At 71.6% G+C, this 21612-nt stretch carries 16 protein-coding genes; 9 read left to right on the top strand and 7 right to left on the bottom strand.

The genetic code is table 11. From position 1 onward, the window contains the following. Positions 1-73 precede the first annotated feature (73 nt). From ACT1U9_RS20325 to speB, 5 genes are all read right to left on the bottom strand, one after another. Positions 74-430: a hypothetical protein gene (locus tag ACT1U9_RS20325; protein ID WP_444534115.1), complete on the bottom strand. Its 357-nt coding sequence runs from the start codon at positions 428-430 to the stop codon at positions 74-76. Between the two features lie 70 nt (positions 431-500). Further along, positions 501-4208, bottom strand: a complete 3708-nt coding sequence (locus ACT1U9_RS20320) for an ABC transporter ATP-binding protein (protein ID WP_444534114.1) — start codon at positions 4206-4208, stop codon at positions 501-503. Positions 4209-4416: 208 nt separating this feature from the next. Beyond that, positions 4417-5406: a serine hydrolase gene (locus ACT1U9_RS20315; protein WP_444534113.1), complete on the bottom strand. Its 990-nt coding sequence runs from the start codon at positions 5404-5406 to the stop codon at positions 4417-4419. 138 nt (positions 5407-5544) lie between these two features. Further along, positions 5545-7215: a thiamine pyrophosphate-binding protein gene (locus ACT1U9_RS20310; RefSeq protein WP_444534112.1), complete on the bottom strand. Its 1671-nt coding sequence runs from the start codon at positions 7213-7215 to the stop codon at positions 5545-5547. Continuing rightward, positions 7212-8183 carry an agmatinase gene (gene speB / locus ACT1U9_RS20305; RefSeq protein ID WP_361433087.1) on the bottom strand — a complete coding sequence of 324 codons (972 nt, stop codon included), beginning with the start codon at positions 8181-8183 and terminating at the stop codon, positions 7212-7214. Before speB ends, ACT1U9_RS20310 begins: the two co-directional genes overlap by 4 nt. 147 nt (positions 8184-8330) lie before the next feature. On the opposite strand from speB, the gene ACT1U9_RS20300 reads away from it, so the two are divergent. From ACT1U9_RS20300 to ACT1U9_RS20290, 3 genes are all read left to right on the top strand, one after another. Beyond that, a complete protein-coding gene (locus ACT1U9_RS20300; protein WP_444534111.1) occupies positions 8331-9764 on the top strand; it encodes a PucR family transcriptional regulator ligand-binding domain-containing protein in 1434 nt (477 codons plus the stop codon). Positions 9765-9830: 66 nt separating this feature from the next. Next, positions 9831-10988 (top strand): acyl-CoA dehydrogenase family protein, encoded by a 1158-nt coding sequence (locus ACT1U9_RS20295; RefSeq protein WP_444534110.1) that lies wholly within the window; start codon positions 9831-9833, stop codon positions 10986-10988. After that, positions 10985-11845, top strand: a complete 861-nt coding sequence (locus ACT1U9_RS20290) for an acyl-CoA thioesterase (RefSeq protein WP_444534109.1) — start codon at positions 10985-10987, stop codon at positions 11843-11845. The genes ACT1U9_RS20295 and ACT1U9_RS20290 overlap by 4 nt, the downstream gene beginning before the upstream one ends. 76 nt (positions 11846-11921) lie before the next feature. On the opposite strand, the gene ACT1U9_RS20285 is transcribed toward ACT1U9_RS20290, so the two are convergent. Then, the gene (locus ACT1U9_RS20285) at positions 11922-12701 is read right to left on the bottom strand and encodes a phosphatase (protein ID WP_188278195.1); all 780 of its coding nucleotides are present in this window, start codon (positions 12699-12701) and stop codon (positions 11922-11924) included. A gap of 89 nt (positions 12702-12790) precedes the next feature. Further along, positions 12791-13384 carry an SACE_7040 family transcriptional regulator gene (locus ACT1U9_RS20280; protein ID WP_444534108.1) on the bottom strand — a complete coding sequence of 198 codons (594 nt, stop codon included), beginning with the start codon at positions 13382-13384 and terminating at the stop codon, positions 12791-12793. Positions 13385-13513: 129 nt separating this feature from the next. Here ACT1U9_RS20280 and ACT1U9_RS20275 point away from each other — a divergent pair, with 129 nt between their 5' ends. The 6 genes from ACT1U9_RS20275 to ACT1U9_RS20250 all read left to right on the top strand — a co-directional run bounded on the left by ACT1U9_RS20275 (position 13514) and on the right by ACT1U9_RS20250 (position 21540). After that, positions 13514-15145 (top strand): carboxyl transferase domain-containing protein, encoded by a 1632-nt coding sequence (locus tag ACT1U9_RS20275; RefSeq protein WP_444539198.1) that lies wholly within the window; start codon positions 13514-13516, stop codon positions 15143-15145. Between the two features lie 8 nt (positions 15146-15153). After that, entirely contained in the window at positions 15154-17154 is a 2001-nt protein-coding gene (locus ACT1U9_RS20270) for an ATP-binding protein (RefSeq protein ID WP_444534107.1), read from the top strand. Between the two features lie 8 nt (positions 17155-17162). Then, positions 17163-18092, top strand: a complete 930-nt coding sequence (locus ACT1U9_RS20265) for a hydroxymethylglutaryl-CoA lyase (RefSeq protein ID WP_444539197.1) — start codon at positions 17163-17165, stop codon at positions 18090-18092. Positions 18093-18098: 6 nt separating this feature from the next. Continuing rightward, on the top strand, positions 18099-19259 hold the full coding sequence (locus ACT1U9_RS20260; protein WP_444534106.1) for an acyl-CoA dehydrogenase family protein: 1161 nt from the start codon (positions 18099-18101) through the stop codon (positions 19257-19259). A 407-nt stretch (positions 19260-19666) separates the two neighbouring features. After that, a complete protein-coding gene (locus ACT1U9_RS20255) occupies positions 19667-20698 on the top strand; it encodes an ABC transporter substrate-binding protein (protein ID WP_444534105.1) in 1032 nt (343 codons plus the stop codon). A 2-nt stretch (positions 20699-20700) separates the two neighbouring features. After that, a complete protein-coding gene (locus ACT1U9_RS20250) occupies positions 20701-21540 on the top strand; it encodes a siderophore-interacting protein (RefSeq protein ID WP_444534104.1) in 840 nt (279 codons plus the stop codon). Positions 21541-21612 lie beyond the last annotated feature (72 nt).

The following is a 21612-nucleotide window of genomic DNA, read 5'->3' as shown; positions in this document are numbered from 1 at the left end:
CGCGGAGGTCCACCCGGCGGTTGCGCGGATTCCGGATGGGCTCGACGATCACGGCCGCATCACACGGCCCGGGTCACGCGTGGCTCAGGATCATCGAGAGGAAGCCGAACTCGGCGGCGAGTTGGACGCACAGGCCCGTCACCCGGAGCTCCTTGACCCGGCGGGCGCGGTCGGGGGTGGCGATGACCAGGACGAACGCGAGCCCGGCGAGGACGAGCGCCCACAGCATCTGGGTACCGGTCGCGGCGCCGTGGTCCGTGCAGTTGGCGCTGTTCTCGAAGCACGCCGAGAACCGCTCGCTGGACAGGACCGCGAGCCCGGCCAGGATCGTCCCCGGGATCAGCAGGAACGCGGAGATCACCGCACCGGTCCGCAGACGCGGCAGCGACTCGGCGGTCAGGGCGGGCGTGGACTCGGTCGTCGTCTTCATGCCCCGATCACACCGGAAACGGCCCGCCGCGCGGACCGTCCCCGGTACTCATCTTCTCGGGCGCGGATACTCAGACCGCCGCCGGCTCGTCCTCCCCGATGAACGTGCGCCACAGGCTCGCGTACCGGCCGTCCTGGGCGAGGAGTTCGTCGTGGGTGCCGTCCTCGACGACCCGGCCGTGGTCCATCACGACCACCCGGTCCGCGCGGGCGGCCGTGGTGAGGCGGTGGGCGACGACCAGTGTGGTGCGCCGGCCGGTGAGGCGGTCGGTGGCCTGGTTGACCTGGGCCTCGGTGGCGAGGTCCAGCGCGGCCGTGGCCTCGTCGAGGAGCAGGACGTCGGGGTCGACGAGCTCCGCGCGCGCCAGCGCGATCAGCTGGCGCTGGCCCGCCGAGAGGTTGCGGCCGCGCTCGGCGACCTCGTGCAGATAGCCGCCGTCGAGGGTGGCGATCATGTCGTGGGCGCCGACGGCCCGCGCCGCCGCCTCGACCTCGGCGTCACTGGCCTCGGGCCGCCCGTACGCGATGGCGTCCCGGACCGTCCCGGCGAACAGATACGCCTCCTGCGGCACGACGCCCAGGCGGTGCCGGTAGGCGGTGAGGTCCAGTTCGCGCAGGTCGATGCCGTCGGCGGTGACCCGCCCGCCGGTCGGGTCGTAGAACCGGGCGACCAGCTTGACCAGCGTCGACTTGCCCGCGCCCGTCTCGCCGACGAAGGCGACGGTCTGCCCGGCCGGTATCCGCAGCGCCACGCCCGAAAGGGCCTCCTCCTCGTCCCCGTACGCGAAGTCCACGTCCTCGAAGGCGATCTCGCCGCGCAGCGAGGGGACATCCTGGGGCTTGGCGGCCGCCTCCGTGGAGGTCGGCTCCCGCAACAGCTCCTGGATCCGCTTGAGCGAGACGGCCGCCTGCTGGTAGCCGTCGAAGACCTGCGAGAGCTGCTGTACGGGGGCGAAGAACAGGTCGATGTAGAGGAGATACGCCACCAGCGCGCCCGTCGTCAGACTGCCCGCGTCGACCCGGTGGGCGCCGACGATCAGCACCGCCGCCGACGCGACCGTCGACAGGAGCTGGACGAACGGGAAGTAGACCGAGATGAGCCACTGGCCCCGGATACGCGCCGTGCGGTAGTCGGCGCTGCGGGCCGCGAACCGCTCGGCGCCGTCGCGCTCGCGTCCGAAAGCCTGCACGATCCGCAGCCCGCTCACCGACTCCTGGAGGTCGGCGTTGACCCCGGCGACCCGCTCACGGGCCAGTTCGTACGCCTTCACGCTCTGCTTGCGGAAGAAGTACGTGCCGACGATCAGCGGCGGCAGGGTCGCGAAGACGACGAGGGCGAGCTGGACGTCGATGACGAGCAGCGCGAGCATGATGCCGAAGAAGGTGACGACCGAGACGAACGCGGTGACCAGACCGGTCTGCAGGAACGTGGCGAGCGCGTCCACGTCCGTCGTCATCCGGGTCATGATCTTGCCGGTCAACTCGCGCTCGTAGTAGTCGAGTCCGAGCCGCTGGAGCTGGGCGAAGATCTTCAGGCGGAGGCTGTAGAGGACGCGTTCGCCGGTCCGGCCGGTCATCCGGGTCTCGCCGAACTGGGCGGCCCACTGGATCACCACGGTCAGCAGGGCCAGACCCGCGGCCGCCCACACCGCGCCGAGCGCGAGCTGGCTCACGCCCTTGTCGATGCCGTGCCGGATGAGGACCGGAAGCAGCAGGGACATGCCCGCGTCGATGGCGACCAGGGTGAGGCTGATGGCGAGCGGCTTGCCGAAGCCGCGCAGCAGTCGGCGCAGACCGTAGGAGGCTTCGGGCTGTACGGCTCTGGCCTCGTCGACGCCGGGGGTGTCGACGGCCGGGGGCAGCGCCTCGACCTGGGCGAGGAGTTCGGGGGTGGCAGGCATCCCGCCGGGGGCCGCCGACTCGGGCTTGTCCGGACGTATCCACAGCGGCGGCGTGATGCCCCGCTCGGCGTCGAACTCGGCGTCCAGCTCGTCCCGTACGGTGTGGTCCTCCACGACCTCGGCCGGGGCGATGTGGCCGGGCGAGACCGCGCCCAGCTCGTCCGGGTCGGTCAGCAGGCGCCGGTAGAGCGCCGAGTCGCGCTGGAGCTCGTCGTGGGTGCCGATGGCCGCGAGGCGGCCGCCGTCGAGGACGGCGATGCGGTCGGCGAGGTTGAGGGTGGAGCGGCGGTGCGCGATGAGCAGCGTGGTGCGCCCGGCCATCACGGACTTGAGCGCCTCGTGGATCTCGTGCTCCACGCGCGCGTCCACAGCCGAGGTGGCGTCGTCCAGGACCAGCAGACGCGGGTCGGTGAGGATGGCGCGGGCCAGGGCGACGCGCTGGCGCTGGCCGCCGGAGAGGGTCAGGCCGTGCTCGCCGACCGTGGTGTCGTACCCGTCGGGCAGCTCGGTGATGAACCGGTCCGCCTGCGCGGCGCGCGCGGCCTTCTCGATCTCCTCCTGGGTGGCGTCCGGCTTCCCGTACGCGATGTTGGCGCGCACGGTGTCGGAGAACAGGAAGCTGTCCTCGGGCACCAGGCCGATGGCGGAGCGCAGCGAGGCCATGGTCAGCTCGCGCACATCGTGGCCGCCGACCAGGACGGCGCCGTGCGTGACGTCGTAGAAGCGCGGCAGCAGCAGGGAGACGGTGGACTTGCCGGAGCCGGAGGCGCCGACGACGGCGACGGTCTCGCCGGGCCGGATCTCCAGCGAGAACCCGTCAAGGACCGGACGCCCGTCCTCGTAACCGAACCGCACGTCGTCGAACTCGACGGTCGCGGGCGCGTCGGCGGGCAGTTCCCTGGTGCCGTCCTCGATGGACGGCTCGGTGTCGATCAGCTCCAGGACCCGCTCGACACCGGCCCGCGCCTGCTGGCCGACGGTCAGCACCATCGCGAGCATCCGGACCGGTCCGACGAGCTGCGCGAGATACGTGGAGAACGCCACGAACGTGCCGAGCGTGATCTCGCCGCGCGTGGCCAGCCAGCCGCCGAGCGCCAGCATGGCGACCTGGCCGAGCGCGGGGACGGCCTGGAGGGCCGGGGTGTAGCGGGAGTTGAGCTTGATGGTCCGCAGCCGTCCGGCGAAGAGCTTGCGCCCGACCTCGCGCAGCTTCCCGGTCTCCTGCTCCTCCTGCCCGAAGCCCTTGACGACGCGTACGCCGGAGACGGCGCCGTCGACGACGCCCGCGACGGCCGCGGCCTGGCCCTGGGCGTACCAGGTGGCCGGGAAGAGGCGGGTGCGGCTGAGCTTGGCGATGAACCACAGCGCGGGCGCCACGGCCAGCGCGACCAGGGTCAGCAGCGGCGAGAGCCACGCCATGATGGCCAGGGAGATCAGGAAGAGCAGGATGTTGCCGATGGTCATCGGCAACATGAAGAGCAGACCCTGGATGAGCTGGAGGTCACTGGTGGCGCGGCCGACGACCTGCCCGGTGGAGAGCTCGTCCTGACGCCGCCCGTCGAGCTTGGTGATCGTCGCGTACATCTCGGTACGCAGGTCGTGCTGCACGTCGAGGGCGAGGCGGCCGCCGTAGTAGCGACGTATGTACGTCAGTACGTACACGACGACCGCCGAGGCTATGAGCATCCCGGTCCAGACCGCGAGCGAGCGGGTGTGGGAGCCGACCACGTCGTCGATGATCACCTTGACGACCAGCGGGACCAGAGCCATCACCGCCATACCGGCCAGGGACGACCCGAGCGCCAGCAAGACATCGCGCCGGTACCGCCAGGCGTACCCGGTCAGCCGCCGCGCCCACCCTTGATCTGCCGCCGCCACTGGTTGCCTCCCGTAGTCCGAACCACCGCAAGGCCCCAACGCCACGACCGGCGGATTTCATCCCGCAGCAACAATTGGGGGGCTTTTTGGGAGGCGCGGGGGGGCGGGTTGCCCGAGCAAGGCGGTCCCGGATCACTTAAGGGGCGCGGGGAACTGCGCGACCAGCCCAGCACGGTCCGCAGACAAACCCCGCACCCCCGCGAAGCGGCTAGCGGCCGGGCAAAGCCGTAACCAGCTTCCGCCCAGCCGGCGCCTCCGGCACCGGCGGCACAGCCTCCTGAGGCAACACAGACACAGGCCGCTGCCACCTCGGCGGATTCCAAGGCCGAGCAACCACACCCGGGGTGCCAAGATCACCGTGCACAGCCCGGGCCACCGCCTGAATCGTGTCGATGCCCTGATTCATCGTCGAGTTGTCCTCGGTGAGCACAGCCATGGCGTAATCATGGCCGTTGCCGGTGAACGCCCCGATGCTGTGCACGCGCCAGCCGTGCGTGGCCCGCTCAAGCCACCCGTTCTTGAGCTGCGCAACCGCCCCGGCCGGGGCCCCCGCAGGCGTACCCCACCGCTGTCCGGCCACGACCCGGCCCATCAGACCCAGCTGGTACGACCGCGCGGCATCGCTCAGCAGCGAGTTCCGCGAGGTGAGCAGCGCGAGCAGCTTCGCCTGGTCACGCGCGGTGATCCGGGTCAGCCCCCAGTACCCGTCCGCGCCCGGCACCGTCTGCGTCATCCCGGCCGCGGCCAGGAACGACCGCACCTTGCCCGCACCCAGCTGCTTCCACAGCTCGGTGGTCGACGCGTTGTCCGACTCGGTGATCATCTTGGTGGCGAGACCCCGCTCGCGCTGGGTGAGCGAACGGTCCTGCCGCGTCGCCTCCCACAGCAGCGTCGCGAGCACGGTCGCCTTGACGACGCTCGCGGAGTCGTACGTGGCGGTCGCCCCCAGCTCGCAGCGGGTGCCGGTCGAGCGGTCGTACAGCGCCACGGCCGTCAGCGAGGAGCGGCCGCGGAGCGCCGAGGTGATGTCCTTGGACAGCTTGGCGGCGAGTGCGGGGTCGTTGGACGTGCAGGTCACCGAGGACGCGGCGGCGGCCGGTGCGGCACCCGCCACCAGCGGCGCGACCACGCTCGCTGCGACGGCGGCGCCGAGCGCGCCACGGCGTATCCGTCTGACCGTGCCGGAGTGTCTGAACAAAGCTTCCCGCCCCCTGTGAGTACCGAGACGAGCACATCGCCCTGACGTGCTCGCCTCACATGACTCATCAGGAGGCGAAAAGTTGTACGAAGAAAATGTTGAACGAGATTACAGTTACGACACCGGTGTCGCCCCTGGTCACAGATGCGTCGGCGCGAACATCTTCAGCACGGCGGGCAGCACGACCACCGAGGGCCCGGGCTCCGCCAGCGCCTTCGCCAGATCGTCCCGCAGCGACTCCACACTCGTACGCACCGCGGGCACGCCGAACGACTCGGCGAGCGCGACGAAGTCCGGCCGCACCAGCTCCGTACCGGTCGCCGCGCCGTACGCGTCCGTCATGTACTCGCGCAGGATGCCGTACCCGCCGTCGTCGACGATCAGCCAGGTCACCGGCAGGTCGTCCTGCCGGGCCGTGGCGAGCTCGGCGATCGAGTACATCGCGCCGCCGTCGCCGGAGACCGCGAGCACCGGCCGACTGCGGTCGGCGGCCGCCGCGCCGATCGCCGCCGGGAAGCCGTAGCCGAGGCCGCCCGCGCCCTGGGCCGAGTGCAGCGCCCCCGGCCAGGCGGACCAGGCCCAGTACGCCAGGATCGTCATGTCCCAGAAGCTGGGTGCGTCGGCGGGCAGCGCCGCGCGCACATCCGCCAGGATCCGCTGCTCGCTCTCCAGTCCCTGCCCGGCGATCCGCTCCCGTACCTTCGCGAGGACCGTACGTACGGACTCGGCGGCGGCCGGGTCGGTGCGCTCGCGGACCGTCTCCAGGAGCGCGGAGAGCGCCACGCGCGCGTCCGCGTGGATGCCGAGCGCGGGGTGGTTGGACTCCAGCTTGCCGAGGTCGGCCTCGATCTGGATGACGCGGCCGCGCGGCGCGAACGTGTGGTAGTTCGAGGAGAGTTCACCCAGGCCCGAGCCCACGACGAGCAGGACGTCGGCGTCCTCCAGGAAGTCGGTGGTGTGCCGGTCCTCCAGCCACGACTGGAGCGAGAGCGGGTGCTCCCAGGGGAAGGCGCCCTTGCCGCCGAAGGTCGTCGCTACGGGGGCGTCGATGCGCTCGGCGAGCGCGCGGAGCTTGCCGGAGGCGTCGGCGCGTACGACGCCACCGCCCGCGATGATCACCGGGCGGGCCGCGTTCGACAGCAACTCGGCCGCCACGGCGGTCAGTTCGGGGCGCGGGAGCAGGTCGTGCGGGGTCGCGTCGACGGCCGTGACGACCGGCAGGGCCGTCTCGGCGGTCAGCACGTCCTGCGGGATCTCCACCCAGACCGGCCCGTGCGGGGCGGTCAGCGCCGACTCCCACGCCGCCGCGATCGCGGACGGGATCTGGGACTGGCTGCGGACCGGGTGTACGGACTTCACCACGTCCCGGAACGAGGCCTGCTGGTCGCGGAGTTCATGCAGATAGCCGTGGCGGCCGCCGCCCAGGCCCGCCGTGGGGACCTGGCTGGCGATGGCCACGACGGGGGCGCTGGCCGAGGCCGCCTCCTGGAGGGCGGCGAGCGAGGTCAGCGCGCCGGGCCCGGTGGAGAGCAGCAGCGGCGCCGCCTCGCCGGTGACCCGGCCGTACGCGTCGGCCGCGAACCCCGCGTTGTTCTCCATCCGCAGCCCGATGTAGCTCAGATCGGAGCGGCACAACGCGTCGAACATAGCGAGCGCGTGCTGCCCGGGCAGCCCGAACACGGTGGTGGCGCCGAGGCCTTGGAGGGTCTCGACGACCAGGTCACCGCCGGTGCGCCCGGGCGGCGGGTTCAACGCGGCCGCGGTCTGCGCCGGCGTCGGGCGCAGCACCACGTCGTGGTCGTGGGTCACTTGGACGCCTTGGCCGCCGCGATCTGCCGGGACATGATCGTCGTCAGTTCGTACGCGGTGTGGGACGCGGCCACCGAGGTGATCTCGGCGTGGTCGTACGCCGGGGCGACCTCGACGACGTCGGCCGAGACCAGGTTGCAGGAGGCCAGGCCCCGCAGGATCTCCAGGAGTTCGCGCGAGGTCATGCCGCCGGCCTCGGGGGTGCCGGTGCCGGGGGCGTGCGCCGGGTCGAGGCAGTCGATGTCGATCGAGATGTAGAGCGGGCGGTCGCCGATGCGCTGGCGCAGCTGGTCGGCGATCTCGTCGGCGCCCCGGCGGTAGACGTCGGCCGAGGTGACGATGCCGAAGCCCATCTTCTCGTCGTCGGTCAGGTCCTGCTTGCCGTAGAGCGGGCCGCGCGTGCCGACGTGCGAGAGCGCCTCGGTGTCGAGGATGCCCTCCTCGACGGCGCGGCGGAACGGGGTGCCGTGGGTGTACTCGGCGCCGAAGTAGGTGTCCCAGGTGTCCAGGTGCGCGTCGAAGTGGAGCAGCGCGACCGGGCCGTGCTTCTTGGCGACCGAGCGGAGCAGCGGCAGCGCGATGGTGTGGTCGCCGCCGAGCGTCATCAGGCGGGCGCCGGTGCCGAGCAGGTCGTCGGCGGCGGCCTCGATGGTGTCCACGGCCTCGTTGATGTTGAACGGGTTCACCGCGATGTCGCCGCCGTCCGCGACCTGGGCGAGCGCGAAGGGCGAGGCGTCCTGCGCCGGGTTGTACGGACGCAGCAGACGGGAGGCCTCGCGGATGGCGTTGCCGCCGAAGCGGGCGCCGGGGCGGTAGGAGACACCGCTGTCGAAGGGCACGCCGACGACGGCGACATCGGCGGTGCCGACCTCGTCCAGGCGCGGCAGCCGGGCGAAGGTCGCGGGCCCGGCGTACCGCGGGACGCGGGACGAGTCGATCGGACCGCGCGGCGTTTCGTTGCTGCTCATCTGAATTGCCCTTCGTTTCAGCGATTCATGCACTTCATGCCGTTTACGCAGTTCATGCAGTTCACCACGACGATAGATGGCCGGAAAGCAACACTGAAGTGTACGTTTTGCACACCCCCGACGCCGATGATGGATGGACCATCCACCATGCCGGACACTCCCGTCCCACCCACCACTCCCGTTCCGCTCTCGGCCCTGCTGGCCCGCACCGATCTCGGCCTGCGGCAGATCGCCGGGCCGCCCGAGGCCGATGTGCACTGGGTGCACACCTCGGAGATGGCCGACCCGTATCCGTACCTCCTCGGCGGGGAGCTGCTGCTGACGGCGGGCGTGCAGCTCACCGACCCGGAGCGGTACGCGGCGCGGGTCGCCGAGGCGGGTGCTGCGGCGCTCGGCTTCGGTGTCACGCCGGTGTACGACACGGTCCCGGCGGCCCTTGTCGACGCCTGCGAGCGGCACGGGCTGCCGCTGCTCGAAGTGCCGCCGCCCACCACGTTCAGCGCGATCGCCCGTGCGGTGTGGGGCCTGATGACGCAGGCCCGCCACCATGAGCTGCGCCGCGTCTCGCAGGCCCAGCAGGGTCTCGCGTCGGCGGCCGCGCGCGCCGACCCCGTTCCGGCGGTCCTGCATCAGCTGGCGACCCGGCTCGGTGGCTGGGCGGGGCTGCTCACGCCCGAGGGCTCGGTCCTCCAGGCGGCGGGCCGGGACCCCTCCACGCGCGCGTCGGCGGCGCTGCGGCACCTCGCGGCCGTGGTGGCCCCGGGCACCCCCGGCTCCCCCGCCTCCGCCACCGACACGAGCGCGGACGCGCACCTCGCCGCATACCCGCTGGCCGGGCCGCAGGGCCTGGTGCTCGGGATCGTGGCCGAGGGGCGCGAGGCGGGCGACCACACCATCGCCGGGGTCGCCTCCGTACTGCTCTCGCTGCTCACCGCACCCCGCCAGGGCGCGGGCGAGGCCGCGCGTTCGGCCGCGCTGGTGCGGCTGCTGCTCGGGGCCGCGCCCGGCGAGGTGGCGCCGCTGCTCGGGGAGGCGCCCTGGACCGTCGTCCACGCGCGCGGTGAGGGCGCCCCGCCCGATCTCGGCAGCCCTCTGGTGGACGCGGACGACGGCCACGCGCGCGTGCTCGTCCCCGGCGGCCACGACATCGCCCCGCACCCCGGCTGGACGCTCGGCGTGAGCGCGCCCGTGGCGGCCGACGGCCTGGCAGCCGCCGACGCCCAGGCCGCCCGGGCCCTGCGCCGTGCGGAGGCCGCCCGGACCACCCTTGTCCGCCATCGCACCGGTGGATACGCCTCGTTGGTGGACCCCGAGGAGGCCGCCGCGTACGCGCGTCAGCTGCTCGCGCCGCTGACCGAGCCGCTGCTCACAACCCTGCGCTGCTGGCTCTCGCTGCACGGCAGCTGGGACCGGACGGCCGTGGCGCTCGGCGTGCACCGCAACACCGTCCGCCAGCGCCTGGCCCGCTGCGCGGCCCTGCTCGACGCCGATCTGGACGACATGGACGTACGCACCGAGCTGTGGCTGGCGCTCCGGGGTGCGGACGGGAGTGCTGAGTCTCACTCTGGACAGTGCGAGTGACCGCCGGGTAACTTCATTATTCAATCTGAGCAAGCGCTTAGCCACTGGTTGTGAGGAGGGCGTCCCGTGCGCCGTACGGTATTCAACGAGGACCACGAGGCGTTCCGGGAGACCATCCGGGCCTTCATCGAAGCCGAGGTCGTGCCCGTCTACGACGAGTGGTACGCGGCGGGCCAGGCGCCCCGGGACTTCTACTACAAGCTCGGTGAGCTGGGCGTCTTCGGCATCCGCGTGCCCGAGGAGTTCGGCGGCGCGGGCATCGACTCGCACAAGTTCGAAGCCGTGATGTACGAGGAGACCGCCCGCGCGGGCGTCAACTTCGGCGGCTCCGGCGTCCACGTCCTGCTCGGCCTGCCGTACATCCAGATGCTGGCGAGCGACGAGCAGAAGAAGCGATTCCTGCCGAACTTCGTCTCCGGCGAGGAGATGTGGGCGCTCGCGATGACCGAGCCGGGCACCGGCTCCGACGTCGCCGGCATGAAGACCACCGCGAAGCTCTCCGAGGACGGCACGCACTACGTCCTCAACGGCGCCAAGACGTTCATCACCGGCGGTGTGCACGCCGACCGCGTCATCGTCTGCGCCCGCACCTCCGCGCCGACCGCCGAGGACCGCCGCCACGGCATCTCCCTCTTCGCCGTCGACACCAAGTCCGAGGGCTACTCCATCGGCCGCAAGCTCGACAAGCTCGGCCTGAAGACCTCCGACACCGCCGAGCTCGCGTTCGTCGACGTCAAGGTCCCGGTCGAGGACCTGCTCGGCGAGGAGAACAAGGGCTTCTACTACCTCGGCCACAACCTCGCCTCCGAGCGCTGGGGCATCGCGTTCGGCGCGTACGCGCAGGCCAAGGCGGCCGTCCGGTTCGCCAAGGAGTACGTCCAGGAGCGCACCGTCTTCGGCAAGCCGGTCGCCGCGTTCCAGAACACCAAGTTCGAACTGGCCGCCTGCCAGGCCGAGGTGGACGCCGCCGAGGCCGTCGCCGACCGCGCCCTTGAGGCCCTGGACGCGGGCGAGCTGACCCCGGCCGAGGCCGCGTCCGCGAAGCTCTTCTGCACCGAGGTCGCGCACCGCGTCATCGACCGCTGCCTCCAGCTGCACGGCGGCTACGGCTTCATGAACGAGTACCCGATCGCCCGGCTGTACGCCGACAACCGCGTCAACCGGATCTACGGCGGCACCAGCGAGATCATGAAGACGATCATCGCCAAGGACATGGGTCTGTGACCCAGGCCCTCGACGACCTGCTCGATCTGCTCGACCTTGAGCGGATCGAGCAGGACATCTTCCGGGGCAGCTCGCGCTCTGCGCTGGTGCCCCGGGTGTTCGGCGGCCAGGTGGCGGCCCAGGCGCTGGTCGCCGCGGGCCGCACCGTCCCGCAGGACCGCACGCCGCACTCCCTGCACGCGTACTTCCTGCGCCCCGGCGACCCCGGCGCGCCGATCGTCTACCTGGTCGACCGCATCCGCGACGGCCGCTCCTTCACCACCCGAAGGGTGGTCGCGGTCCAGCACGGCAAGCCGATCTTCCATCTCTCGGCGTCGTTCCAGACGTACGAGGAGGGGCTGGAGCACCAGGCGGACATGCCCTCCGCGCCCGACCCCGAGTCGCTGCCGACGGCCGCCGAGATGCTGCCGCGCCATCTGCCGCCGGACATCGCCCGGCGGCTGATCGAGGCCCGCGCCGCCGTCGACCTGCGCTACGCCGAGGTCCCGCCGTGGGGCAGCGTCGGCACCCCGCGCGAGCCGCGCTCCCAGGTCTGGTTCCGCACCAACGGCAAGCTCGCGGACGACCCCCTGCTGCACGTCGTGCTCGCCACGTACGTCTCCGACATGACGCTCCTGGACTCGGTCCTGCTCGCCCACGGCCGGGGCGGCTGGGCGGTCGGCGACGTGGTCGGCGCGTCCCTGGACCACGCGATGTGGTTCCACCGCCCGTTCCGAGCCGACGAATGGCTCCTCTACGACCAGGAGTCCCCGTCGGCATCGGCGGGCCGGGGCCTCGGCCAGGCAAGGATCTACACCCAGGCGGGCAACTTGGCGGTAACGGTGATCCAGGAGGGGGTTGTGCGGGTACCGCGGTAAGCCGTCTTCAGGGGTGGGCGCGACAAGCCCCCACCGGCCCGCAGACAAATCCGCACCCCCGCGGAATGCACCGCACTCACACCAACTCGGCCGCACCCAGCAGATACTCGGTCATCGGCTCGTAGAACCGCGGATCGGCAACATGGTCATCCATGGGGACGGCAACCTGAAGCGTCCCCTCGGCCTCCGCAAGGAACAACGCGGGATCGTTGCAGTCCGCATACCCCACCGCATCGATACCCCGCTGGGCCGCACACCCCGCCCACCCGTGGTCCGCGACGACAAGATCGGGCAACGGCCGCCCCTCCCCCGCCAGCGCATCCAGAATCGCGGCCATCGGCGCCGGCGAGTGCGTGTGCCACAGCGACGCACCACGCTCGAACAGCGAGACGTCCGCGAACTGCACCACACACCCCTCATCGGCCCGCACACCATCCGGGATGCGTACGATCTCGCACCCCGCCGCCCGCAGCGCGGCCGCGGTCCGGCTGTGCACATCGATGAGCGAGCCGGGGTGCCCGGTCGCGAACAGCACCCGCTCCCGCCCCGCCGCGGCCTTCCGCAGCCGCGCCGCCATCCGGTCGAGCGCGTCGACGGTGAGCTCGGGGTCGATGGTGTCCTGGCCGGTGCGGTACTCGGGGTCGTCCACGACACCGCAGCGCTCGGCCATCACCGCGAGCACGTCCTGCTCGTCGCTCCAGCGCTCGCCCAGCTCCAGACCCAGCCAGTAGTGGCGGTCTCCGTTGGCGAGCTTGCGGTAGTGGGAGAGGTTGTTGTCGCGGGGGGTGGCGACGTCTCCGGCGATACGGGTGCGGACGAGGTGGTCGACGAGAGCGGCACGGCTGGGTATCGGCATGCGCCCATTCTGCCCCGCTGCGCGGCGCGGGGCCCCGCCGTCCCGCGCACTGGACGCACCTGCGCGCGCGTGCGCCCCCGGTTCGCCACCTAGTCCGCCAGCGCCGCGAACGCCCCGTGCGCGAGCCGCCGCAGCAGCTCCTCGGTGGCCGCCCGGCCCGGCAGACCCAGACCGTACGAACCCAGGTGCGGCGTCGAGTTGAGCAGGCCGAAGACCGCGTGGACGGCCGCGCGGGTCTCCGCCTCGGACCCGTCCGGGTAGAGCTCGCGCACCACCGAGACCCACAGCTCCACGTACTGCCGCTGCAACTGGCGCACCAGCTTGCGGTCGCTCTCGCGCAGCCGGTCCAGCTCGCGGTCGTGGAGCGTGATCAGCGCCCGGTCGTCGAGCGCGAAGTCGATGTGGCCGTCGATGAGCGAGCCGAGGACCGCCTCCGGGCCGCCGTCGGCCGCCGCGACCCGCTTGCGCCCGCCGTCGTAGAGCCGCCCGCTGATCCCGACCAGGAGCTCGGCCAGCATCGCGTCCTTGCCCGCGAAGTGCCGGTAGAGGCCGGGGCCGCTGATGCCGACGGCCGCGCCTATCTCGTCGACGCCCACGCCGTGGAAGCCGCGCTCGGCGAAGAGGCGCGCGGCCTCGCGCAGGATCTGCTCGCGTCGGGTCGGGGCATCGGTGCGGGTGCTCATGGAAATTCATTCTAGACAACGCGGTTAGCGCTCGTTAACCTGAAGGAAACGATGTTAACGCTCATTAACATCGCTGTACGGACATCGGGCCGTGAGAACGACGGCGTACGGGCAAGGGGGCTCGACACGATGCAGCAGGCACCGGTCCTTGGGAGCGCGGCCGATCCCGCGTCCGAGGCGTGGCGGGCCAACGAGGAGGCGCACCGCGCGCTCGGCGACGGGCTGCGCGCCAGACTCGCCGCGGCCCGGCTCGGCGGCGGCGAGCGGGCCCGCGAGCGCCATGTCGCGCGCGGCAAGCTGCTGCCCCGCGACCGCGTGGACACGCTGCTCGACCCCGGCTCGCCCTTCCTGGAGCTGGCGCCGCTCGCGGCCGAGGGGATGTACGACGGCCAGGCGCCGGCCGCCGGTGTGATCGCCGGGATCGGGCGGGTCAGCGGCCGCGAGTGCGTGATCGTGGCCAACGACGCCACGGTCAAGGGCGGCACGTACTACCCGATGACCGTCAAGAAGCATCTGCGCGCCCAGGAAGTCGCCCTGGAGAACCGGCTGCCCTGCCTCTATCTGGTCGACTCCGGCGGCGCCTTCCTGCCGATGCAGGACGAGGTGTTCCCCGACCGCGACCACTTCGGGCGCATCTTCTACAACCAGGCCCGGATGTCGGGCGCGGGCATCCCGCAGATCGCGGCGGTGCTCGGCTCCTGCACGGCGGGCGGGGCGTACGTCCCGGCGATGAGCGACGAGGCTGTGATCGTCCGCAGCCAGGGCACCATCTTCCTGGGCGGCCCGCCGCTGGTGAAGGCCGCCACCGGCGAGGTCGTCACCGCCGAGGAGCTCGGCGGCGGCGAGGTGCACTCGCGCGTCTCCGGCGTCACCGACCACCTCGCCGAGGACGACGCGCACGCGCTGCGGATCGTCCGCAACATCGTCGCCACGCTCCCCGCGCGCGGTGAGCTCCCGTGGAGCGTCGAGCCCGCCGAGGAGCCGAAGGTCGACCCGTTCGGGCTCTACGGCGCGGTGCCGGTCGACTCGCGCACTCCGTACGACGTGCGCGAGGTCATCGCGCGCGTGGTGGACGGCTCGCGCTTCCAGGAGTTCAAGTCCGAGTTCGGTCAGACCCTGGTCACCGGCTTCGCCCGGATCCACGGCCACCCGGTCGGCATCGTCGCCAACAACGGCATCCTGTTCTCCGAATCCGCCCAGAAGGGCGCGCACTTCATCGAGCTGTGCGACCAGCGCGGCATCCCGCTGGTGTTCCTCCAGAACATCTCGGGCTTCATGGTCGGCCGGGACTACGAGGCGGGCGGCATCGCCAAGCACGGCGCCAAGATGGTGACGGCGGTGGCGAGCACGCGCGTCCCCAAGCTGACGGTGATCGTCGGCGGGTCGTACGGGGCGGGCAACTACTCGATGTGCGGCCGCGCCTATTCGCCGCGCTTCCTGTGGATGTGGCCCAACGCCAAGATCTCGGTGATGGGCGGCGAGCAGGCCGCATCCGTGCTGGCCACCGTCAAGCGCGACCAGTTGGAGGCGCGGGGCGAGGAATGGCCCGGCGAGGCCGAGGAGTCCTTCAAGGACCCCATCCGCGCCCAGTACGAGCAGCAGGGCAACGCCTACTACGCGACGGCCCGGCTGTGGGACGACGGGGTGATCGACCCGATGGAGACCCGCCAGGTCCTCGGGCTCGCCCTGACCGCCTGTGCCAACGCCCCCCTCCCCCAGCGGGACCTCTCGGCGCCCGGCTTCGGCGTCTTCCGGATGTGAGGCGGACCATGACGATGTTCGACACAGTCCTCGTCGCCAACCGCGGCGAGATCGCGGTCCGCGTGATCCGCACCCTGCGCGCCCTCGGGGTCCGCTCGGTCGCGGTGTTCAGCGACGCCGACGCGGACGCCAAGCACGTACGGGAGGCGGACACCGCCGTCCGGATCGGCCCGGCGGCCGCGTCCGAGAGCTATCTCCGTGTCGACCGGCTCCTTGAGGCGGCGGCCAAGTCGGGCGCCCAGGCGGTCCACCCGGGCTACGGCTTCCTCGCGGAGAACGCGGCGTTCGCGCGCGCGTGCGCCGAGGCGGGCCTGGTCTTCATCGGCCCCCCGGCCGACGCGATCTCCCTGATGGGCGACAAGATCCGCGCCAAGGAGACCGTGAAGGCGGCCGGTGTCCCGGTGGTGCCCGGCTCCTCGGGCAGCGGCCTCACCGACGCCCAACTGGCCGACGCCGCGCGGGAGATCGGCATGCCGGTGCTCCTCAAGCCCAGCGCGGGCGGCGGCGGCAAGGGCATGCGGCTGGTCCGGGACGAGTCGGCGCTCGCCGACGAGATCGCCGCCGCCCGGCGCGAGGCCCGCGCCTCCTTCGGCGACGACACACTCCTGGTGGAGCGGTGGATCGACCGCCCGCGCCACATCGAGATCCAGGTCCTGGCCGACGGCCACGGCCATGTGGTGCACCTCGGCGAGCGCGAGTGCTCCCTCCAGCGCCGCCACCAGAAGATCATCGAGGAGGCCCCCTCGGTCCTGCTCGACGAGCGGACCCGGGCCGCGATGGGAGAGGCGGCCGTCCAGGCGGCCCGCTCCTGCGGCTACGCGGGCGCGGGCACGGTGGAGTTCATCGTCCCGGGCAACGATCCGTCCTCGTACTACTTCATGGAGATGAACACCCGCCTCCAGGTGGAGCACCCGGTCACCGAGCTCATCACCGGCCTGGACCTGGTGGAGTGGCAGGTGCGGGTCGCGGCGGGCGAGCAACTGCCGTACGGACAGGACGACATCACCCTCACCGGCCACGCTGTCGAGGCCCGTATCTGCGCCGAGGACCCCTCGCGCGGCTTCCTGCCCTCGGGCGGTACGGTCCTGGCGCTGCGCGAGCCGCAGGGATGGGGGTCCCCCCTGTCCGAGCGGAGCCGAGGACTTGGGGGAGGGGTGCGCACCGACTCGGGGCTGAGCGAGGGCACGGAGGTCGGCAGCCTCTACGACCCGATGCTGTCCAAGGTCATCGCGTACGGGCCGGACCGCGCCACCGCGCTGCGCAGGCTCCGGGCGGCGCTCGCCGACACGGTCACCCTCGGCGTGCCCACGAACGCCGGGTTCCTGCGCAGACTGCTCGCCCACCCGGCCGTGGTGGCGGGCGAGTTGGACACGGGCCTGGTGGAGCGCGAGGCCGACGGGCTGGTGCCCGAGGGGGTGCCGGACGAGGTGTACGCGGCGGCGGCCGCCATTCGCGGGGCTGCGCTCGCCCCCGTGGCCGGAGGCTGGACCGACCCGTTCTCGGTGCCGAGCGGCTGGCGCATGGGCGGTGAACCGGCACCGCTGGCCCACTGGTTGCGGGTCCCGGGCCAGGAGCCGGTCCACGCGAGCGGTACCGGCCGGGTCACCCCCGACCACGTCACCGTGGAGCTCGACGGTGTCACCCACACCTTCCACCGCGCGGGCAACTGGCTCGGCCGCGACGGCGACAGCTGGCACGTGCTCGACCACGACCCCGTGGAGGCCGCGCTCAGCGGCACCGCGCGCGGGGGCGTCGACACGCTGGCCGCGCCGATGCCCGGCACCGTCACCGTGGTCAAGGTGGCGGTCGGGGACCAGGTCGCGGCGGGGCAGAGCCTGCTGGTGGTCGAGGCGATGAAGATGGAACACGTCATCTCCGCCCCGCACGCCGGCACCGTCACCGAGCTGGACGTCTCGCCCGGCTCGACCGTCGCCATGGACCAGGTCCTGGCCGTGGTGACCCCGGAAGAGAGCCCGGAGCCCAAGGAGCCCAAGGAGGAGGAGCGGTGACGCTGCCCATGGTCGTACCGGCGCAGGATCTGCCCGCCTCGGTGCGCATTCACGAGGTCGGGGCCCGCGACGGCCTGCAGAACGAGAAGGGGGTCATCCCGACCGGGATCAAGGCGGAGTTCATCCACCGCCTGGCCGAGGCGGGTCTCACCACCATCGAGGCGACCAGTTTCGTGCGTCCCGAGTGGGTGCCCCAACTGGCCGACGCCGAGCAGCTGTTCCCCATGCTCGACGACATGAAGGGTGTGGCACTGCCCGTCCTCGTGCCCAACCAGCGGGGTCTGGACCGGGCGCTCGCGCTCGGCGCCCGCCGGATCGCGGTGTTCGCCAGCGCCACCGAGTCGTTCGCCAAGGCCAATCTGAACCGTACGGTCGACGAGTCGCTGGCCGTGTTCGCGCCGGTCGTGGCCCGCGCCAAGGAGCAGAAGGTCCACGTCCGGGGCTATCTGTCGATGTGCTTCGGCGACCCGTGGGAGGGCCCGGTCCCGGTCCACCAGGTCGTCAAGGTCGCCAAGTCCCTGATGGAGATGGGCTGCGACGAGCTGAGCCTCGGCGACACGATCGGCGTCGCGACCCCGGCGCACGTCCAGACGCTGCTGGCCGAGCTGAACGAGGAGGGCGTGCCGACCTCCGCGATCGGGGTGCACTTCCACGACACCTACGGCCAGGCGCTCGCCAACACCTTCGCCGCGCTCCAGCACGGCGTGTCCACCGTCGACGCCTCGGCGGGCGGCCTCGGCGGCTGCCCGTACGCCAAGTCCGCCACCGGAAACCTCGCCACCGAAGACCTCGTGTGGATGCTCCAGGGCCTCGGTATCGACACCGGGGTCGACCTCGGCCGGCTCACCGCCACCAGCCTCTGGCTGGCCGAGCAGCTGGGGCGCCCCAGCCCCTCCCGTACCGTCCGCGCCCTCGCGCACGACTCCCACAAGGAGTGACCCCCCATGTCCCTTGACCACCGGCTTTCCGCCGAACACGAAGAACTCCGCCGTACGGTCGAGGAGTTCGCGCGCGACGTCGTCGCCCCGAAGATCGGCGACTACTACGAGCGCCATGAGTTCCCGTACGAGATCGTCCGCGAGATGGGCCGCATGGGCCTGTTCGGGCTGCCCTTCCCCGAGGAGTACGGCGGGATGGGCGGCGACTACCTCGCCCTCGGCATCGCCCTGGAGGAGCTGGCGCGGGTCGACTCGTCGGTGGCCATCACCCTGGAGGCCGGGGTCTCGCTCGGCGCGATGCCGGTGTTCCGGTTCGGCACCGAGGAGCAGAAGCGCGAGTGGCTGCCGCGGCTGTGCTCCGGCGAGATGCTGGGCGCGTTCGGCCTCACCGAGCCCGACTGCGGCTCGGACGCGGGCGGCACGCGCACCACGGCGGTGCGCGACGGCGACGAGTGGGTGATCAACGGCACCAAGTGCTTCATCACCAACTCCGGTACGGACATCACGGGCCTGGTGACGGTGACGGCGGTGACCGGCCGCAAGGACGACGGCCGCCCGCTGATCTCGTCCATCATCGTCCCCTCCGGCACCCCGGGCTTCACGGTGGCCGCGCCGTACTCGAAGGTGGGGTGGAACGCGTCGGACACCCGCGAGCTGTCCTTCCAGGACGTACGCGTGCCGGTCGCGAACCTGCTGGGCGAGGAGGGCCGCGGCTACGCCCAGTTCCTGCGGATCCTGGACGAGGGCCGCATCGCCATCTCGGCGCTCGCGACCGGCCTGGCGCAGGGCTGCGTCGACGAGTCCGTGAAATACGCGCACGAGCGGCACGCGTTCGGGCGCCCGATCGGTGACAACCAGGCGATCCAGTTCAAGATCGCCGACATGGAGATGCGGGCGCACATGGCCCGCGTCGGCTGGCGCGACGCCGCCTCGCGCCTCGTGAGCGGCGAGCCGTTCAAGAAGGAGGCGGCGCTGGCGAAGCTGTACTCGTCGACGGTCGCGGTCGACAACGCGCGCGAGGCCACGCAGATCCACGGCGGGTACGGGTTCATGAACGAGTACCCGGTGGCCCGGATGTGGCGCGACTCCAAGATCCTGGAGATCGGGGAGGGCACGAGTGAGGTGCAGCGGATGCTGATCGCGCGGGAGTTGGGGCTGCCCGCCTGACATCGACCCGCGCTCCTCGGGCGGCAGGCCGCCGACACGCTGGCCTGTCGCCCGAAGGTGTGGCGCGTGCCCCGTCCGCCGGGCGTGTGCGTTTGTGGCGCACCACGCTCGGTCAGGTGATCCCACCTACCTGTCCCACCTGCCCTGGGCGTCCGCCGCTGTGGAAGGACACATCCACGACTGCGCCGGGCGCGGCCGATCGTTGGCACTGGCATTGCGTCTCGTGCCGTCTGGTGTACGAACCCACCGCGTCGCACAAGGTGCGGTTCACGTATGCGCCGCTCAGGCGGTGAGGTGCGGGGCATCCCACGTGACTTGGTGACCCCTTTACAGATCCTTGTGAGGTTAGGCTAACCTATCCAGGAACTGTCAAGTGGCCGACCCGGCACGTACGAAAGCGGACCGTCATGCCCATTTCCCGAGCGTCCCACCTCTCCCGTCGCGGTCTGCTGGCCGCCGGCGGCGCCATCGGCCTCGGGGCCGCGCTGGCCGCCTGCGGGGGCGGCGACGACAAGAAATCGGGCGGTACGGACAAGGGCGCCGGGAAGTCCGGGCCGTGGTCGTTCAAGGACGACCGCGCCAAGACGGTCGAGCTGAAGTCCACCCCGAAGACCATCGTGGCCTTCACCGGCACCGCCGCCGCCCTCCACGACTACGGCGTCGAGGTCAAGGCCGTCTTCGGTCCGACCAAGACCAAGGACGGCAAGCCGGACGTCCAGGCCGGTGACCTCGACATCAGCAAGGTCGAGATCCTCGGCAACGTCTGGGGCGAGTTCAACGTCGAGAAGTACGCGGCGCTCGGCCCGGACCTGCTCGTCACGGACATGTGGGAGAAGGACGCCCTCTGGTACGTGCCGGACAACAGCAAGGACAAGATCCTCAAGCTGGCGCCCAGCGTGGCGCTCTGGGCCGCGCAGATCAGCATGCCCGCAGCGCTCCAGCGCCGCGCCGACCTCGCCGCCTCCCTCGGCGCCGACCTCAAGGCCGCCAAGGTCACCGCCGCCAAGGCCCGTTTCGAGAAGGCCGCGGCCCGGCTGCGCGCCGCCGCGAAGGCCAACCCCGGTGTGACGGTGATGATCGGCTCCGCCAGCGCCGACCTGTTCTATGTCTCCGCGCCCAAGATGTCCGCCGACACCGCGTACTTCCAGGAGCTCGGCGTGAAGTTCGTCGAGCCGAAGGTGAACGCGCAGGGCTTCTTCGAGGAGCTGAGCTGGGAGAACGTCGGCAAGTACAAGGCCGACGTGATCATGATGGACAACCGCTCCACGGCCCTGCAGCCCGACGCCCTGAAGTCCAAGCCGACCTGGGCGGGCCTGCCCGCCGTCAAGGCCGGCCAGGTCACCCCGCGCACCACCGAGCCGATCTACTCGTACGACAAGTGCGCCCCGATCCTCGAATCGCTCGCGAAGGCGATCGAAACAGCGAAGAAGGTTGCCTGACCATGACGCTGACAGCCGAGACCGCCACCGTCCCCTTCCGTCTCTTCGACCTCCAAGTGGTACGGACCCGGCGGCTCGGCCCGTCGCTGGTCCGGATCACCTTCGGCGGCGAGGAGTTGGCGTACTTCGAGGCGGGCGGGCGCGACCAGAGCCTCTCGCTCTTCCTGCCCCACCCCGGCCAGGCGGCCCCCGTGCTGCCGCCGGCGATCAACCCGGAGACGTGGTTCGCGGAGTACCGCGCGCTGCCCGACGACGTACGGGCCGTGATGCGCTCGTACACCGTGCGCGCGCAGCGCCGTGAGCCCGACGAGGTCGACATCGACTTCGCGCTCCACCAGGACGGCGGTCCGGCGTGCCGCTGGGCCGACCGCGCCGTGCCCGGGGACCGTGTGGCGGTCCTCGGTCCGGCGATCGCCGACAACACGGCCGTTCGCTTCCGGCCGCCTGTCGGTACCGACGGGGTCGTGATGTGGGGCGACGAGACCGCGTTGCCCGCGCTGTCCTCCATCCTGGAGTGGCTGCCGCGTGGCACTCGGGCGCGGGTGTTCATCACTGTTCCGTTCAGCGCGGACCGGATGCCGCTGCCCACCGCTGCGGATGCGTCCATCACATGGTTGGTGCGGGAAGAAGGTGCGGCCTCTCCTGTGGACGCGGTCCGAGCCGAATCCGACCTTCCCGGGGTCGACCCGTACGTATGGATCGCGGGCGAGTCCTCCTCCATACGGGAGTTGCGGCGTCATTTTGTGAATGAGCGTCAAGTCGACCGCAGGAACGTCACGTTCGTCGGCTACTGGCGGCGTGGGCGTAGCGAGGACCAGCTGCGCGCGGAAGAGGCCGCCTAGGTCGTTTGCGCGACAAGCCCCCACCGGCCCGCAGACGAACGCACCGCACCCCCGGGGGGGCGAGGCCCTGTT

This window comes from Streptomyces sp. BR1 (assembly GCF_052373795.1).
Taxonomy (GTDB): domain Bacteria; phylum Actinomycetota; class Actinomycetes; order Streptomycetales; family Streptomycetaceae; genus Streptomyces.
This window is presented reverse-complemented; position numbering and strand designations above follow the sequence as displayed.